The sequence below is a fragment of the Nocardia beijingensis NBRC 16342 genome (assembly GCF_001612785.1).
In the GTDB taxonomy this organism is placed as follows: domain Bacteria; phylum Actinomycetota; class Actinomycetes; order Mycobacteriales; family Mycobacteriaceae; genus Nocardia; species Nocardia beijingensis.
This window is the reverse complement of the sequence record NZ_BDBC01000007.1, coordinates 1-15,123: the sequence shown is the minus strand read 5'-3', so window position 1 is coordinate 15,123 and position 15,123 is coordinate 1. Positions and strand designations below refer to the sequence as shown.

Sequence of the window (15,123 nt, the reverse complement as noted above, 5' to 3'; positions counted from 1 at the left end):
CTCCGGAAAACTACTCGAGTCCGCATGCGCAATCCCCCGGTCCGCCGTGACGGCCGCATAAGCTGATCGGCGATGAGCGACTCCGCAGCGCAGAACGTCGTCTACGCCATTCCGATGCGCACCCGTTTCCGTGGCATCACGGTGCGCGAGGGCATGCTGATCCACGGGCCGCTCGGCTGGGGCGAATTCTGCCCGTTCCCCGAGTACGACGACCGGGAGGCCGCCGCTTGGCTGGCCACCGCCGTGGAGCAGGTGACGACAGGTTGGCCGGAGCCGGTACGCGACCGAATACCGATCAATTGCACGGTGCCCGCCGTCGACCCGCAGCAGGCGCACGCGATCGTGGCCCGCTCCGGCTGCCGCACCGCCAAGGTGAAGGTCGCCGACCATCCGGCCTCGCTCGCCGAGGATCTGGCCAGGGTGGAGGCGGTGCGCGACGCGCTCGGACCCAACGGCGCGATCCGGGTAGACGCCAATGCGGTTTGGGACGTCGACACCGCGGTGGGCCACATCCAGCAGATCGACAAGGCGGCGGGCGGACTCGAGTACGTCGAACAGCCGTGCCGGACCATCGAGGAACTCGCCGCGGTGCGCCGCCGCGTCGACGTGCGCATCGCCGCCGACGAATCCATCCGCCGCGCCGAGGACCCGATGCGCGTCGCGGTCGCCGGGGCCGCCGACATCGCCGTCCTCAAATGCACTCCGCTCGGCGGAGTCCACCGCGCCCTGCAAGTGGCCGAGGCGGCCGGGCTGCCCTGCGTGGTTTCCTCCGCTCTGGAAACCAGCGTCGGCCTGTCCGCGCAACTCGCCTTGGCGGGTGCGCTGCCCGAACTCGATTTCGCCTGCGGCCTCGGCACTTTGAGCCTGCTCACCGGTGACGTGACCCGCGGCTCGCTCCGGGCGGTCGACGGCTACCTCCCTGTCCTACGCACCCCGCCGGAGCCGGAACCGGAACTACTGGAAAGCCATCGCCACCCCGACGCCGATCGCACCGCATGGTGGGAGGACCGCTTGGCCCGCGTCACCGCTTTGCTCCCGCCCACGTAACGGCGCGAGCCCCACCAGAGTTCGCCGCCGTCCGCTCGCGGACGACGCGGTTACCTCCCTCCGTTCGACGGTGGTGAATCCGTGCGGTAAGTAGTGCCAGGCGGGGCAAGATTGCGAGTGGGCTGGGAGGCCGGGGTGAGTGGGACGGAATGGGAGATGTTCTGCTCGGAGGTGTTGGTCATCGCCGAGCGTTACGCCATCCAGACGTTTTCGAATCCCGGCACCCTAGTGCTCTCCAGCGGATCCTCGTCTACAGAAGCCGAAGCGCGCGGCGTCAATCCACACATCAAACTGGTCAATATGGGTGACGCCGCGGTGCGCATCGAAACGGGCTGGTGCATCCGCGCCATAGCCGACTACGAAATCCAATCCGAGGACAAGCCGTCCCAGGCGGCCGCGGCGGTGGAAGCGATCATTCTCGGAGGCGCCGAAGAGTATGTGATCACCGATGATGACGACCGGTGGGTGGCGTTCGGGTGGTGTATTCGGGGCAAGGATCTCCTGATGTCGCAACCTCCGCACGTCGCCTCGGGACGAAAGGCGGTTCGTCGGCTCCTGCCGTGGCGGTCGGAGTGACCGTGCGACCAAGAGGGCCGACCGAGCCGACCCAGCTGCCGTCGGTGTAGCGTGCCCAGCTTTTTGTCCCTCCCACGATGAGTGTCAGGCATACGATCAGACCTCGCGCGCGAGCGCAATCGCCGCACACGGAACGCGACCGATCCGGCCGACGGCGCCTCGCAGCTGTTGACAGCGCCGGGGCAAGCTCACCCGATTCGGACGCCGCAGCCGAGCATCGTGGTGCGCAAGAGCAACGCCGCCTCGGGTCCGACGATGCCATCGACCAATTCCACATAGCGGTCGCAGAATTCCGGGCCGTGCGCGGCCACGGAGCCCGGCGCGGACTCCAGGTGATGCGCCAGTTCGTGCAGGATCACCAATTCCCGCAGCGCCCAGGCGGTGCCGCCGGTGTGCAGCGGAACCGCGAGGACCGCATCGGCCGCCTCGTAGTGCGCGGCAGTCGTCCCGGCGCGCGCACGGACGCGCACCGCCACGGCGGCCCGTTCCCAGCGTGCGCGAACCCAATTGAGCGCAAGCACCTTGTCCGTATAACTCCGCACGGATTCCACCGAGGCGAAGCGGCGCTCGATGGGCAGCGTGAGCTGCGAACCATAGAGTTCGACGGTGCGCACACCGTGCTCGTCGGCGCGATCGAACACACCGCGCACCAACTGCTCCGCGTCGTAGACCTTGGCGCGCTGGCTGTCGCGCACGGTCATCGCCGCGCGGCCGATCTCGCGGTGCGCCTCGCCCTGTCGCCGGGCCGGGCCGACCGAACCGTGGCAGCCGCAGCCGCTCGCCCAGCGCAGCCCGTACCGTTCACGCTGGTCAACTACCCTCTGAGGAGGTCAGCTTCCTACGGGCGGCGGGCAGTTCGGGAGCGGTGCCGATCCGTGCGGCCCGACCCGCGCGATCCCCGGCCGCCCGCGCCGCCGCCGAATGCCCGGTCGACGCCTGCGGCCCGCGCCAGGTCCCGCGCGCCTCCGACGTCTTCGAGTAGAAGTCCGTGAGCTCGATCTCTTTGTTCCGCAGCGCCAGCGCCGTCCCGGCCGCATCGGCGTCGCCCGGCAACACCTCGGCTTCGACCTCCGCCTTCACCTCGGACAGCCGCCTGCCGATCCGCGCGGCGAAGGCCATCTGGAAATTCAACCGCGCCGTCACACCCGCGACCGGCGCCTGCACCCTGCGCCGCACCTGGCGACCCCACCGCTTCTCCACCACGATCTTCTCGACGGTGGCCGATCGGTAAGCGCCCGACTTGATGTACTGATCGGACGCGCGCACCATCTGCACGAGCAGACTGGCGTAGAGCGCTTCGCAGGTATCGATATCGGAGTCGAACCCGTAGGCGTAGACCTGCGTCGAAGTGCGGGCGACGTCGCAGCGCACGTCGTTCGCCGCCGCGATCGCGACGAACAGCTGGACATAGGTGCGCAACCCGCGCTTGCCCGGCTCGCCGATCGGAATGATCCGCTGCACCGGCGTCGGCCTGCGCTCGCGTCCCGCGATATGCGCCCGCGCCACCGTGAGATCGATGGACGACTTCGTGGCCAGCCGCTGGGCCGCGGCGAGAAACGCTTCGGCCTCGTGCTCGTTGTCGGTCGACTCGGCCTTGCGCAGCAGCCCACCGATGCGCGTGAGCATCCGATCGGGAACCGCGTTCGGCGAAGACATCGCGCCCCAGCCTAGTGGGCGACTTGCGGCCACTGTCCCGCACACCGGATCGACACCATGTATCTTGCCTTGTGCACCGGCAGGGTGTGCTGCCGCTCACGAACGATCCTGGAGTGTTTGCGATGGCTGTGAAGAAGGTGACGTTCCTACGTTCGTCGCTCGTACCGCGGGCCGCGGTGGCCCTCGCCTCGGTCGGGCTGCTGACCGCGACGTTCACCAGCGCCTGCTCCAGCGACAGCGGTGGCAGCCCGATCAGCCAGAACCTCACCGGACGCGGCCCGATCACCTACGTCGAGGGCAAGGACACCACCGAGACCGGCGCGGTCAAGCAGCTCATCGAGCGCTGGAACGCCGCGCACCCGGACGAGCCGGTGACGTTCAAGGAGCAGTCGAACGACGCCTCCCAGCAGTACGACGACCTGGTCGAGCACATGCGCTCCAAGCAGTCCAACTACGACGTGGTCGCCCTGGACGTGCCCTGGACCGCCGAGTTCGCCGCCAAGGGCTGGATCCAGCCGCTGAAGGACTCCTTCGCCATCGACACCAGCGCGCTGCTGTCCCCGCCGGTCGCCAGCGCGACCTACAACAACACGCTCTACGCCGCGCCCCGCAACACCAACGGCGGCCTGCTGTTCTACCGCAAGGACCTGGTGCCGAACCCGCCCAAGACCTGGAACGAACTGCTGGCCCAGTGCCCGATCGCGCGCCAGCAGAACATCGGTTGCTACGCGGGTCAGTTCGCGCCCTACGAGGGACTGACCGTGAACGCGGCCGAGGTGATCAACGCCTACGGCGGCAGCTTCGTCGGCGCCGACGGCAAGACACCGACGGTGAACAGCCCGCAGTCCCGCGCCGGACTGAAGGTCCTGGTCGACGCCTACAACAACGGCGACATCCCCAAAGAGGCCATCACCTTCAAGGAGCCCGAGTCCAGCAACGCCTTCGCGCAGGGCAAGCTGATGTTCCTGCGCTCGTGGCCGTCCACCTTCGGTGACGTCGGCGGCGAGGCCTCCGCGGTGAAGGACAAGTTCGCGGTCGCCCCGCTGCCGGGCGAGAACGGCGTCGGCGCCTCCACCCTCGGCGGTTACAACGCGGCGATCAGCGCGTTCTCCAAGAACAAGGCCACCGCGCTGGACTTCCTGCGCTTCCTGATCAGCGAGGACGCGCAGCACATCGTCGCCGCGGGCGCGCTGCCGTCGGTGCGCGCGTCCATGTACGACGACCCGGCGCTGATCGCGAAGATGCCTTACCTGCCCGCGCTCAAGGACTCCATCGCCAGCGCGGTGCCGCGCCCGGTGACGCCGTTCTACCCCGCCGTGAGCAAGGCCATCCAGGACAACGCCTATGCTGCGTTGAACGGAACCAAGTCCGTCGACGACGCGATCACCGGCATGCAAAAGGGCATCGAGACCGCGGGATCGTGAGCGGTTGAACGCAACGGACCCGACGAACCCGCAGGAGAGAAACGGTGTCGGATCCTTCGGGAACGGCGACTAGCGTGCCGAAAGACGATTTCGTTCCGGCCGAGCGCGGCTTGGCCGCCAGGCTGACCCTGGAGCTGCGCCGTTCCGGAAAAGCCTGGCTGTTCGTCACCCCGGTGCTGATCGCTCTCGCGGTCGTCATCGGCTATCCCGTGATCCGGGCGCTGTGGATGTCCTTCCAGAAGGACTCCGGGCTCGACCCGGCGACCGGCATGTTCGTCGAAGGCGGCAACGCCGGGTTCGCCAACTACACGCACTGGCTGCTGCAACAGTGCCAGGTCGCGACCGGCGAGACGGTGCCGTGCCCGACCGGCAACCTCGGCTCGCAATTCTGGCTGGCCATCGGGGTCACCCTGTTCTTCACCGTCGTCACCGTCGCGCTGGAAGCCACCCTCGGCCTCGGCATGGCCATGGTGATGGGCAAGACCTTCCGCGGCCGGGCGCTGCTGCGCGCCGCCGTGCTGATTCCGTGGGCCATCCCGACCGCCGTCACCGCGCGGTTGTGGGAGTTCATGTTCCAGTACGACGGCGTGGTCAACCGCGTGCTCGGCACCCACATCCTGTGGACCTCCGACCCGTGGCCCGCGCGGATCGCGGTGATCGCGGCCGACGTCTGGAAGACCACGCCGTTCATGGCGCTGCTGCTGCTGGCCGGTCTGCAAGTGATCCCGGCCGACGTGTACGAGGCGGCGCGGGTCGACGGCGCGTCGGCCTGGCAGCGGTTCACCCAGATCACGTTGCCGCTGCTGAAACCGGCCCTGCTGGTCGCGGTGCTGTTCCGGACCATGGACGCGCTGCGGATGTACGACCTGCCCGCGATCATGACGCTGGGCAATCCGTCCACCCGCACGGTGTCCATCCTGGTGGTCGATCAGGTCAGGCAAGGCCCCAACAGCGCGGCCGCGTTGTCGACGATCACCTTCCTTTTGATCTTCGCCGTGGCGTTCGTGCTGGTGAAGATTCTGGGCGCGAACGCCGTTCGCACTCAGGAAGAGCAGCGGGAGGCGCACTGATGTCCGTGCGGACAGTCGAGAAGGCCGTGACCGAGAAGCCCGCAGTGGCGCAGGTGCCGTGGACCAAGCGCCTCGGCTCGGTGCGGCTGTACCTTGGCGCGCTGATCGTGCTGGTCTGGGGTCTCGCGCCGTTCTACTGGATGGCGGTCACCGCGTTCCGCGACCCCGACTACACCTTCGACAACACCCCGTGGCCTACCCACGTCACGCTCGAGAACTTCCGCAACGCGTTCGACACCAGCCGCGGCAACGACTTCGGCAAGGCCCTGATCAACAGCATCGTCATCGGCTCCATCACGACCGCGATCGCGTTGGTGATCGGCGTACTGGCCGCGTACGCGCTCGCCCGGCTGACCTTCCACGGCAAGTACGTGGTGTCCGGATTGATTCTCAGCGCGTCGATGTTCCCGGTGGTCGTGCTGGTGACCCCGCTGTTCCAGCTGTTCACCAACCTCGGCTGGATCGGCGAGTACCAGGCGATGATCATTCCGAACATCTCGTTCGTGCTGCCGATGACGGTATACATTCTCGCGTCCTTCTTCGCCGAACTGCCGTGGGAACTCGAAGAAGCCGCGCGGATCGACGGCGCCACCAAGTTGCAAGCCTTCCGCTTGGTGATGCTGCCGCTGGCCGCTCCCGCCGTGTTCACCACCGCGATCCTCGCGTTCATCGCGGCGGTCAACGAATATCTGCTCGCCCGTTTGCTTTCCAGCGACAAGACCGAACCGGTCACCGTCGCCATCGCCCGCTTCTCCGGCAACAACCCGCTGGTGCAGCCGTACGCGGCGATCATGGCGGCGGGCACGATCGTCACCATCCCGCTGGTCGTCATGGTCCTGATCTTCCAGCGCCGAATCATCTCCGGCCTCACCGCGGGCGGCGTCAAGAGCTGAGTCTTTGGCAGCGACTTCGTCGCTGCGTGTTCGCGGCCCCTTTATGGCTCGCGTTTGCGCGACCGCCGCTTGCTCCTTCGTCGCCTGCGCGGCGGCCACGCAAACGCGAGCCGGGCCGCGAACGGAACAGGCTCGGTCTCGCTTCGCTCGAAAGACGTTGTCGAGGTGGTGTGGTGGCGTCGCGGGGATAGCTAGGGGATAGACAGCTCTGTCGTCTGCCCCCAGTGGTTGCGACGCGTGGGCCAGCGGGCCTTTGCCCGACCACGTCCCGGACCCGTTCTCGGCTGTTCCCGAGCTACCCGTGTGGGTGTCAACTGTCTCGGGAAGTGGAAAGCCGCTTGGGGATGGAGGCGGTAAACTCTGCGTTCGACGCTCTTTTCCGTACGTTCGTGCAGGTGAGTTCGTCCGACGCTCCGGGAGGAGATGATCGTGAGCTCGTTCCGCAGACCGCGTGAACGCAGGCGTGGCGCCAAGGGGGCTCCTCCGACCGCGCCGTACGCCTCGATCGCGGGCTGGCGGGAGCGGCCGAACACCCGGACCCGACGCGAACGCGAGGCGGCCCGCCGGAAATCGCGACCGCCCGCTCCTCGCCCTGCGGAGCCGGATCGTCCGCCGCGCAGCCGGGCCGAGCGTATCCGCCGCCTGCTGCTGGCTTTGTTCATCCTCTTCGGCGTGGTGCCCGCGCTGCTGTCCGTTCTGGCGTACTGGAGCGCCGAGATCCCGGATCCGAATGCGGTGCAGACGAATCAGATCGCGACCGTGCTCGCCGCCGACGGCACCACGGTGCTCGCGAAAATCGTCCCGCCGGACGGCAATCGGACGCCGGTGCCGCTGTCCGACGTGCCGCGGCCGGTGCGCGACGCGGTGCTCTCCGCGGAGGACCGCAATTTCTACACCAATCCCGGCTATTCGACGTCCGGCTTCCTGCGCGCCGCGCGGGACAACCTGCTCGGAAAGGACAACGCGGGCGGCGGCTCCACGATCACCCAGCAGTACGTCAAGAACGCCTTCCTCGGCTCCGAGCGCACGGTCACCCGCAAGATGCGCGAGCTGATCATCGCGGCGAAGATGGCGCGGCAGTGGAGCAAGGACGACATCCTCGCCGCCTACCTCAACACCATCTACTACGGCCGCGGCTCGTACGGCATCGGCGCCGCGGCCAAGGTCTACTTCGACAAGCAGGTGAATCAGCTGACCCTCGCCGAAGGCGCGGTGCTCGCGGCGCTGATCCGGACGCCATCGATCCTGGACCCGGAGACCCACCTGGCCGACCTGAAGGCGCGCTGGCGATACGTGCTCGACGGAATGGTGGAGATGGGCGCGCTCGCGCCGGGCGATCGGGACGCGACCGTCTTTCCGCCGATCGTCCCGCTCACCCAGATCCCGGACGAGAACGTGGCTCGCGGCCCGGAGGGCCTGATCCGCAACCAGGTGGTGCGCGAGCTGCGTGACTCCGGCATCAGCGAACGCGATCTGAACAAGGGCGCGCTACAGATCACCACCACCATCGACGCCAGAGCGCAGCAGGCGGTGCTGGGCGCGGTGCGGGACCGGCTCGGCGGGCAGCCCCCGGAACTGCGCGCCGCAGTGGTGTCGATCGACCCGCGCTCCGGCGCGGTGCGCGCGTACTTCGGCGGTTACGACGGTCTCGGCTTCGATTTCGCCCAGGCGCCGTTGCAGACCGGCTCGGCGTTCAAGGTCTTCGCGGCGATCGCCGCGCAACAGCAGGCCATCCCGCTGACCCGGGTGCTGGACAGTTCCCCGGTGGCCGACCGCGGCACCCTTATCACCAACGTGGACGGCGAGTCGTGCGGCAAGTGCACCATCGCCGAGGCGCTCAAACGCTCGCTGAACACCAGCTTCTACCGGCTGACCATGACGATGTCCGACGGTCCTCAGGCCATCGCGGACGCGGCGCACGCGGCGGGCATCCCGGAGGAGCTTCCCGGCGTGGCGGGCAAGACCCTCACCGAGGACGGCGGGAAACCGCTGAACGGGATCGTCTTGGGGCAGTATTCGGTTCGGCCGATCGATATGGCCTCGGCGTATGCCACGATCGGTGCGTCGGGCGTCTACCACCAGCCGTATTTCGTGCAGCGAGTGGTGACCGGCGACGGGCGGGTGCTGCTCGACCGCGGCGAGCGGAAGGCAGGCAAGCAGCAGCCATCGGGTCAGCAGCGCATCGCCAAGACGATCGCGGAGAACACCATCGAGGCGATGCTGCCGATCGCGGCCTACTCCAACGGGCACGCGCTGAAGGACAACCGTCCCTCGGCCGCCAAGACCGGCACCACCCAGTTCGGCAGCGACCGGAACAAGGACGCGTGGATGATCGGTTTCACCCCGTCGCTGTCGACGGCGGTGTGGATCGGCACCGATCAGCCCCAACCGATCCGCACCGCGCGCGGAGCCGACATCTACGGCTCCGGCCTGCCCGCCGACATCTGGAAACAGGTCATGGACGACGCACTCGACGGCACACCCATCGAGCAGTTCCCCGGAACGCGAGCCCCGGCCCGGCCGAATCCGGGCAAGCCGCCCTCCGGTGGTCCCTATGACATCCTGAATCCACCGCAGCCGTCATCACAGCGCGAACCGGTCGTCATCATCCCGCCCAGCCCGCAACCGCCCAGGGAGGTCGAGATTTTCCCGGGCCTGAGCATTCCGGTTCCTGGATAGCGATGATGCTGTGACCTTCCGTGGCCCGGCGGAACGCATGACATGGCAGCATCGTTTGCCAGAGTGAGAGCGAACAGCGAGTGCGTCGGAACGGGCCGACGCCGAAACCGCGAAAACGATGCGGAAGGATATGCGCCCGAGCGACGACAGCGCGGCGCGAGCGACGGGCCCGGAGGCGGTAGCCTGCGTCACCACGGAGGGCACCGGGACCGACGCCGATTGAGGACAGACGAGACATAGGGGCTACGCCGGTGGATTTCAATGTCGTTGACCAACCTGAGACGCTGGTGGCGGGAACAGTGCTTCGCAGCCCCGCGCTCGCGGTCGAAGGACCGCGCCGCGCGAAAGTCGAAGAGGCGTGGAAGCGCAACCTGGCCCGCAAGCTGCCCGGGCCGCCGACCACGGCATATGTCGACCACGCGCCGGAGATCAATTCGTACCTGACCCACATCGTCGGCTACCGCTGCCACAGCTTGGCCGACCTGGAACCAGGAGACGTGCTGGCCCGGGTGCCCGCCGGGCGTTTCGCTCGGTTCATCGCCAGCGGGGACGATCTCGGCGACACCATCGTGAGCATCTGGCGAGCGGTGTGGGACGCGGAGGCCGCGGGGCGGCTCGTACGCGCGTATACCGGCGACTGGGAGCACTATCCGGACGCACGGACGGTGGAAGTTTTCGTGGCGGTGGCAGACGATCAGGGCAACGGGTAGGAACGAGACAGTGGACTTCGAGATCGTCACTCTGCCCCAGAGCATGGTCGCCGGCCTGACCGTCCCGCTGGCCGGCCGCGAGGTGACCGCGCGTGACCTCGACCTGGTGAACTTCACCTGGGATCGCTATCTGGCCAGGGAGAAGAACGTGCCGCGCGTGGCGGCCTACATCGGCCAGAACGATCACGCCGTCGCCGTGCTCGGCTACGAGATCGGCGGGATGGACCAGCTGGACCCCGGCGACGTGCTCACCATCATCCCGCAGGGCCGCTACGCCAAGTTCGTCGTCGCCGACAAGCCCTACGACCTGCTGCGCACCGCTTGGGCGCAGGTGGCGAAGGCCGAGAACGCGGGAACCATCACCCGCTCCCACACCGCCGAGGTGGAGCGCTACACCGGCCCGGCGTCGGTGGAGGTCTACGTCTCGCTGGACTGACGCGGACGGCGTACAACGCAGCCGGCCGGAGGCTTCCGCCTCCGGCCGGCTTGCGTCGGTGTCACCGAATCACTCGGCGCCGATGATGAAGGCTTCCAGCTGGGCGCGCGCGATGTCGTCGGCGAGCTGCTGCGGCGGGGACTTCATCAGGTAGGCCGAGGCCGGGATGACCGGTCCGCCGATGCCGCGGTCCTTGGCGATCTTCGCCGCGCGCACCGCGTCGATGATGATGCCCGCGGAGTTCGGCGAGTCCCACACCTCGAGCTTGTACTCCAGGTTCAGCGGCACGTCGCCGAAGGCGCGGCCCTCCAGGCGGACGTAGGCCCACTTGCGGTCGTCGAGCCAGCCCACGTGGTCGGACGGGCCGATGTGCACGTCGTTGGCGCCGAGCTCCTTCTTCAGGTTGCTGGTGACGGCCTGGGTCTTGGAGATCTTCTTCGACTCCAGGCGCTCGCGCTCGAGCATGTTCTTGAAGTCCATGTTGCCGCCGACGTTGAGCTGCATGGTGCGGTCGAGCTGCACGCCGCGATCCTCGAACAGCTTGGCCATCACGCGGTGGGTGATGGTGGCGCCGACCTGGCTCTTGATGTCGTCACCGACGATCGGGACACCGGCCTTGGTGAACTTCTCCGCCCAGACCGGGTCGGAGGCGATGAACACCGGCAACGCGTTGACGAACGCGACACCCGCGTCGATCGCGCACTGCGCGTAGAACTTGTCGGCCTCCTCCGAGCCCACCGGCAGGTAGGACACCAGCACGTCGACCTTGTTGTCCTTCAGCACCCGCACCACGTCGACCGGCTCGGCCTCGGACAGCTCGATGGTCTGCGCGTAGTACTTGCCGATGCCGTCGAGGGTCGGTCCGCGCTGCACGACGACGTCGCTCGGCGGCACGTCGGAGATCTTGATCGTGTTGTTCTCGCTGGCGAAGATCGCCTCGGCCAGGTCGAAGCCGACCTTCTTCGCGTCCACGTCGAACGCGGCGACGAACTTGACGTCGCGAACGTGGTACGGGCCGAACCGCACATGCATCAGGCCGGGAACGGTCGAGGACTCGTCCGCGTCCTTGTAGTACTGCACGCCCTGGACCAGCGAGGAGGCGCAGTTGCCCACACCCACGATGGCGACGCGAACCTCTGTGGCGTTGTCAGCCTTCTTGACGTCACTCATGGCCGATATTTCCCTCTTTCTGTGGTGCCGCCTTCGTCGATTGCTCCGCCGCAATCAACTCGTTGAGCCAGCGCACTTCGCGCTCGCTTGATTCGAGTCCGAGTTGATGGAGCTGCCGGGTGTAGCGATCCAGCGACCCGCTGGCCCTCTTGATCGCCTCCCGGAGCCCCTCTCGGCGCTCCTCGACCTGACGCCGCCTGCCCTCCAGGATCCGCATCCGCGCTTCCGCGGGGGTGCGGCTGAAGAAGGCCAGATGAACGCCGAAGCCGTCGTCGGTGTAGTTCTGCGGTCCGGTGTCGGCGAGCAGCTCGCTGAACCGCTCCCGCCCGGCCGGTGTCAGTTGGTAGACCCGCCGAGCACGGCGTGTCGTCGCGCCCGCGGGAAGCTCCTCGGCGATCAACCCGTCCGCCTGCATGCGGCGCAGCGTCGGGTAGAGCGATCCGTAGGAGAAGGCACGAAACGCCCCGAGCAGGCCGGTCAACCGCTTGCGCAGCTCGTACCCGTGCATGGGCGCTTCCAGGAGCAGCCCGAGGATTGCCAACTCGAGCACCGGGCTTCACCCCCTGACTGTGTTCAGACCTAACCGATGGATGCGACTATCCACTATATCGGAGCGATACATCTGTGCACAGTCGTCGGCCTTGTTCGGGCGACGGGCGGGGTCAGGAGGGTGGGAAGACCGCGAGCGGCTCGCCCGCGAAAGTGGCCGTCAGGTATCCGGACGAGCCACCTTTGCCCTTGACGTAGATCTGCAGTACCGGCCCCAGGTCGACCGGACCGTTGGAGCCGAAATTCACGATGATGTGGGTGACCGCACCGTCCGGGGCGCGCATCGTCTGTGGCGCACCGGCCAACAGGCCGGCGATGGCAGGCACGTCGATCGCGCCGAGATCGAAGCTGCGCGCCCGTGCTTGACGTTCCGATGTCCGCGAGGTTCGGAAGTCACCGTTGTAGTAGTAGTCGGCGGTCTCGGACGCGCTGCCGGGCTTCTGCCTGTCCACACCGGCGTGCCGCGGGTGCAATGTGACCTGGTCGGCGCTCATATCACCGAATTCGGCCCGGTACTCGGCGAGGAAATAGGCCAGCCCCGCGCCGGTGGTCAAGTCCGGGATGTCCTCCGCGAACCCGGGTAGATCGACGCCGCAACGGCTGATGCCCCCGACCATGGCACCGGCCACCAAGGCGGTGACGACCACCGACAACGGCGCCAGCCAGCGGCGCGGACGCCGCCGGTCCACCCGGACAACGGGGGCGTTCGCCAGCTCATCCGGAATCTGCAGGTCACCGATCAACGCATCGAGTTGGCCGAAGGACTTCGCGCGCATCGCGTCGGCGGTCCGCGCGGCGTGCTCGTCGGCGGTCAGCTGTCCGTCTGCCAGCGCGGCATCGAGCAACCCGCAGACGTCGGCGCGGTCGGTGTCGCGGGCGCGGATGTCGCTGTATCGGGTTGTCACCATCGCCTCATCCCTTGAACGGCCACACGTGGCGCACCTCGCCCGCCGAGGTCATCACGAAATGGCCGCTCTCTTGGACGGAGTTGCTCACGTGGACCTCGATGATCGGCTGACCTGCGGGAATGCCGTACGCCGCGTACGAACTGACGTCGTTCACGCTGACCTGGAAATGCGACACGGCGCCACCAGGGACCCGGGTGGCGGCGGGAGCATCGGCGAGGGCGCGGCCGATCGCCTCGACGTTCAACGCGCCCAGATCGACCGCCGGGGTGTCGACCTTGCGCGTCGTGATGTCACGGGACTGCCGGAAGCCCCCGCGGTAGTCGTACTCGATCTTCCGGTTCGGCTGACCTGGCACCGCGCGGGCGAGCGAGGCGAGGTCGTCGTGCATGGTCAGCTCATCGACCTGGAGATCACCGAATTTCCGCTGGTAGTTACGCAGGAATGTGGCGATTCCCTCGGTGGTGACCAGACTCGGCGTCGCGACCACCACGGGCTGCACCGTCCCCAGGTCCGCCACCGGCGGGGCTTGTGCCGCGGATCGTGGTTCCGCTTCCCTGGTGACCGCGAGAAATCCGCCACAGGCGGCCAGCACCGCGGTCACGGCGACCGCGGCCCGATACCACTCACGCCGATGCGAACGCGGCGGTCGCGGCGCTGCGGCGATGTCGGGGGGCCGCTGGAGATCGGCGACCAGGTCGTCCAGATCCCCCAGGGTGCTGGCTTCCGCGGCGAGTTCGGTCAGGGCCTCGTGCTCTTCCGCCGACAACTGGCCGTCGGCGCGGGCCAGGTCGAGCAATTCGCGCGTAGTGGCGCGATCGGCATCGCGCGCCCTGGTGTGACCGGAGTAACTTCCGCCGGATCCGGAGCGGCGCAACACTTTTCGCGTGGCCGACGGGCGCTGCCCGGCGAAGCCGCGCGCGGCGGCCGTGGTTTGCAGATCGGCGGTGAGCGCGGCCAGGTCGCCGAGTGTCTTCGCCGCCGCGGCCTGCGCGATCCGGTCGTGGTACTCGTCGGCGCCGAGCTGGCCCTCGGCATAGGCGGCATCGAGAAGACCGGACGCGGCGGCGCGGTCGAGATCACGCGCTCGCGTGCGCCCTGATGCTGCGGTGGACACAGACGGATCGTAGTCCGGGCGGCGGCGTGACGCGCTGGATCGGCCCGGTCGGGACCGGTCAATCCGCAACAGCCCGGGGCGGCCGGTTTCCAACACCGCTACTCTGGTTCTCGTGCGAATTCAGCGGCAAGTTGTCGACTACGCCCTGCGGCGCAAGTCGCTGCTGGCTGACGTCTATGCGGGCCGGGTCGATGTCGCCGAGGTGTGTGATGCGAATCCTTATCTCTTGCGTGCGGCGAAGTTCCACGGCCGGGGGAGCGAGGTCACATGCCCCATCTGCCGGAAGGAACAGCTGACCCTCGTATCCTGGGTCTTCGGTGACGGCCTCGGGCCGGTCGCCGGATCGGCTCGCACACCCGAGGAGCTTGCGCGACTCGCCGAGACGCGCGAAGAATTCTCGGTTCATGTCGTCGAGGTATGCCGGACCTGCAGCTGGAATCATCTGGTGCAGTCCTATGTCCTCGGTTCCGCGCCGGCACCGCCGCGCCGCCGCACCGGGACACGCGCGAACCGGCGCACCGCCGCCGAATGAAATGCCTGGGTCGTCCCCGGCGGGTGACTCGCGGAGCCGGCATGCGCCCGCCACGGTGACGACTACCGCTGATTGCCACCTGGACCGCTACGAGTTATGGAGATCTTGTCAGTGAATTCGCCCTACGAGCCCTACGGCGATGAGCCACATGGCGGTCGTCCTCCGCAGAGTTCACGTCCAAGTCCCAACCCGTACCAGAATCCCCGTCCCGGCCCACCCCCCGGCGCCCGTCCCGTCCCGCCCTCCGGTGGCCGTCCCGTCCCCGGCGAACCACGCGGCCCCCAGCCGCCGCGCCGCCCTGTTCCCCCGCCGAACGGGCGTCCTCCGCAGGGCGGCCGTCCGCCCCAGCCGGGCCGCCC

Annotated in this window: 15 protein-coding genes; 9 read left to right on the top strand and 6 right to left on the bottom strand. The window is 68.0% G+C overall.

Annotation, left to right across the window (positions count from 1 at the left end):
- Positions 1 to 72: 72 nt before the first annotated feature.
- Positions 73 to 1,047 carry an o-succinylbenzoate synthase gene (locus NB3_RS03005; RefSeq protein ID WP_067796097.1) on the top strand — a complete coding sequence of 325 codons (975 nt, stop codon included), beginning with the start codon at positions 73 to 75 and terminating at the stop codon, positions 1,045 to 1,047.
- 156 nt (positions 1,048 to 1,203) lie between these two features.
- Positions 1,204 to 1,623 carry a hypothetical protein gene (locus tag NB3_RS03000; RefSeq protein ID WP_067796094.1) on the top strand — a complete coding sequence of 140 codons (420 nt, stop codon included), beginning with the start codon at positions 1,204 to 1,206 and terminating at the stop codon, positions 1,621 to 1,623.
- 188 nt (positions 1,624 to 1,811) lie between these two features.
- On the opposite strand, the gene NB3_RS02995 is transcribed toward NB3_RS03000, so the two are convergent.
- Together NB3_RS02995 and NB3_RS02990 are read right to left on the bottom strand one after the other, a co-directional pair.
- Positions 1,812 to 2,324: a TIGR04338 family metallohydrolase gene (locus NB3_RS02995; protein WP_067796091.1), complete on the bottom strand. Its 513-nt coding sequence runs from the start codon at positions 2,322 to 2,324 to the stop codon at positions 1,812 to 1,814.
- A gap of 109 nt (positions 2,325 to 2,433) precedes the next feature.
- Positions 2,434 to 3,279 (bottom strand): DUF2786 domain-containing protein, encoded by an 846-nt coding sequence (locus tag NB3_RS02990; protein ID WP_067796088.1) that lies wholly within the window; start codon positions 3,277 to 3,279, stop codon positions 2,434 to 2,436.
- 122 nt (positions 3,280 to 3,401) lie between these two features.
- On the opposite strand from NB3_RS02990, the gene NB3_RS02985 reads away from it, so the two are divergent.
- From NB3_RS02985 to NB3_RS02960, 6 genes are all read left to right on the top strand, one after another.
- On the top strand, positions 3,402 to 4,703 hold the full coding sequence (locus NB3_RS02985; RefSeq protein WP_067796547.1) for an ABC transporter substrate-binding protein: 1,302 nt from the start codon (positions 3,402 to 3,404) through the stop codon (positions 4,701 to 4,703).
- Between the two features lie 44 nt (positions 4,704 to 4,747).
- Complete coding sequence (locus NB3_RS02980; RefSeq protein WP_084485691.1) at positions 4,748 to 5,773, top strand: carbohydrate ABC transporter permease; 1,026 nt, start codon at positions 4,748 to 4,750, stop codon at positions 5,771 to 5,773.
- Positions 5,773 to 6,666 carry a carbohydrate ABC transporter permease gene (locus NB3_RS02975; protein ID WP_174553160.1) on the top strand — a complete coding sequence of 298 codons (894 nt, stop codon included), beginning with the start codon at positions 5,773 to 5,775 and terminating at the stop codon, positions 6,664 to 6,666. The genes NB3_RS02980 and NB3_RS02975 overlap by 1 nt, the downstream gene beginning before the upstream one ends.
- Before the next feature lie 423 nt (positions 6,667 to 7,089).
- Positions 7,090 to 9,345, top strand: a complete 2,256-nt coding sequence (locus NB3_RS02970; protein ID WP_084485689.1) for a transglycosylase domain-containing protein — start codon at positions 7,090 to 7,092, stop codon at positions 9,343 to 9,345.
- Positions 9,346 to 9,596: 251 nt separating this feature from the next.
- A complete protein-coding gene (locus NB3_RS02965; protein ID WP_067796079.1) occupies positions 9,597 to 10,055 on the top strand; it encodes a GyrI-like domain-containing protein in 459 nt (152 codons plus the stop codon).
- A 10-nt stretch (positions 10,056 to 10,065) separates the two neighbouring features.
- Positions 10,066 to 10,491, top strand: a complete 426-nt coding sequence (locus NB3_RS02960; RefSeq protein ID WP_067796076.1) for a GyrI-like domain-containing protein — start codon at positions 10,066 to 10,068, stop codon at positions 10,489 to 10,491.
- A gap of 69 nt (positions 10,492 to 10,560) precedes the next feature.
- On the opposite strand, the gene NB3_RS02955 is transcribed toward NB3_RS02960, so the two are convergent.
- The 4 genes from NB3_RS02955 to NB3_RS35475 form a co-directional block, all read right to left on the bottom strand.
- Positions 10,561 to 11,661, bottom strand: coding sequence for an inositol-3-phosphate synthase (locus tag NB3_RS02955; RefSeq protein ID WP_067796073.1), 1,101 nt, complete (start codon positions 11,659 to 11,661; stop codon positions 10,561 to 10,563).
- Entirely contained in the window at positions 11,654 to 12,211 is a 558-nt protein-coding gene (locus NB3_RS02950) for a PadR family transcriptional regulator (RefSeq protein WP_067796070.1), read from the bottom strand. The genes NB3_RS02955 and NB3_RS02950 overlap by 8 nt, the downstream gene beginning before the upstream one ends.
- 112 nt (positions 12,212 to 12,323) lie before the next feature.
- Entirely contained in the window at positions 12,324 to 13,118 is a 795-nt protein-coding gene (locus tag NB3_RS02945; protein WP_067796067.1) for a DUF1707 SHOCT-like domain-containing protein, read from the bottom strand.
- 4 nt (positions 13,119 to 13,122) lie between these two features.
- Positions 13,123 to 14,232 (bottom strand): DUF1707 SHOCT-like domain-containing protein, encoded by a 1,110-nt coding sequence (locus NB3_RS35475; RefSeq protein WP_169810638.1) that lies wholly within the window; start codon positions 14,230 to 14,232, stop codon positions 13,123 to 13,125.
- A 112-nt stretch (positions 14,233 to 14,344) separates the two neighbouring features.
- Between NB3_RS35475 and NB3_RS02935 the strand changes: the two genes are divergently transcribed.
- Positions 14,345 to 14,764 (top strand): DUF5318 domain-containing protein, encoded by a 420-nt coding sequence (locus NB3_RS02935; protein WP_039803164.1) that lies wholly within the window; start codon positions 14,345 to 14,347, stop codon positions 14,762 to 14,764.
- Positions 14,765 to 15,123: the final 359 nt, after the last annotated feature.

What these genes read in the sequence shown, in the direction of transcription:
- NB3_RS02985 (WP_067796547.1), top strand. Translation starts at nt 3,402, where the DNA reads ATGGCTGTGAAGAAGGTGACGTTCCTACGTTCGTCGCTCGTACCGCGG.
- NB3_RS02995 (WP_067796091.1), bottom strand. Translation starts at nt 2,324, where the DNA reads ATGACCGTGCGCGACAGCCAGCGCGCCAAGGTCTACGACGCGGAGCAG.
- NB3_RS02970 (WP_084485689.1), top strand. Translation starts at nt 7,090, where the DNA reads ATGATCGTGAGCTCGTTCCGCAGACCGCGTGAACGCAGGCGTGGCGCC.
- NB3_RS03005 (WP_067796097.1), top strand. Translation starts at nt 73, where the DNA reads ATGAGCGACTCCGCAGCGCAGAACGTCGTCTACGCCATTCCGATGCGC.
- NB3_RS02990 (WP_067796088.1), bottom strand. Translation starts at nt 3,279, where the DNA reads ATGTCTTCGCCGAACGCGGTTCCCGATCGGATGCTCACGCGCATCGGT.
- NB3_RS02975 (WP_174553160.1), top strand. Translation starts at nt 5,773, where the DNA reads ATGTCCGTGCGGACAGTCGAGAAGGCCGTGACCGAGAAGCCCGCAGTG.
- NB3_RS03000 (WP_067796094.1), top strand. Translation starts at nt 1,204, where the DNA reads ATGTTCTGCTCGGAGGTGTTGGTCATCGCCGAGCGTTACGCCATCCAG.
- NB3_RS02955 (WP_067796073.1), bottom strand. Translation starts at nt 11,661, where the DNA reads ATGAGTGACGTCAAGAAGGCTGACAACGCCACAGAGGTTCGCGTCGCC.
- NB3_RS02945 (WP_067796067.1), bottom strand. Translation starts at nt 13,118, where the DNA reads ATGGTGACAACCCGATACAGCGACATCCGCGCCCGCGACACCGACCGC.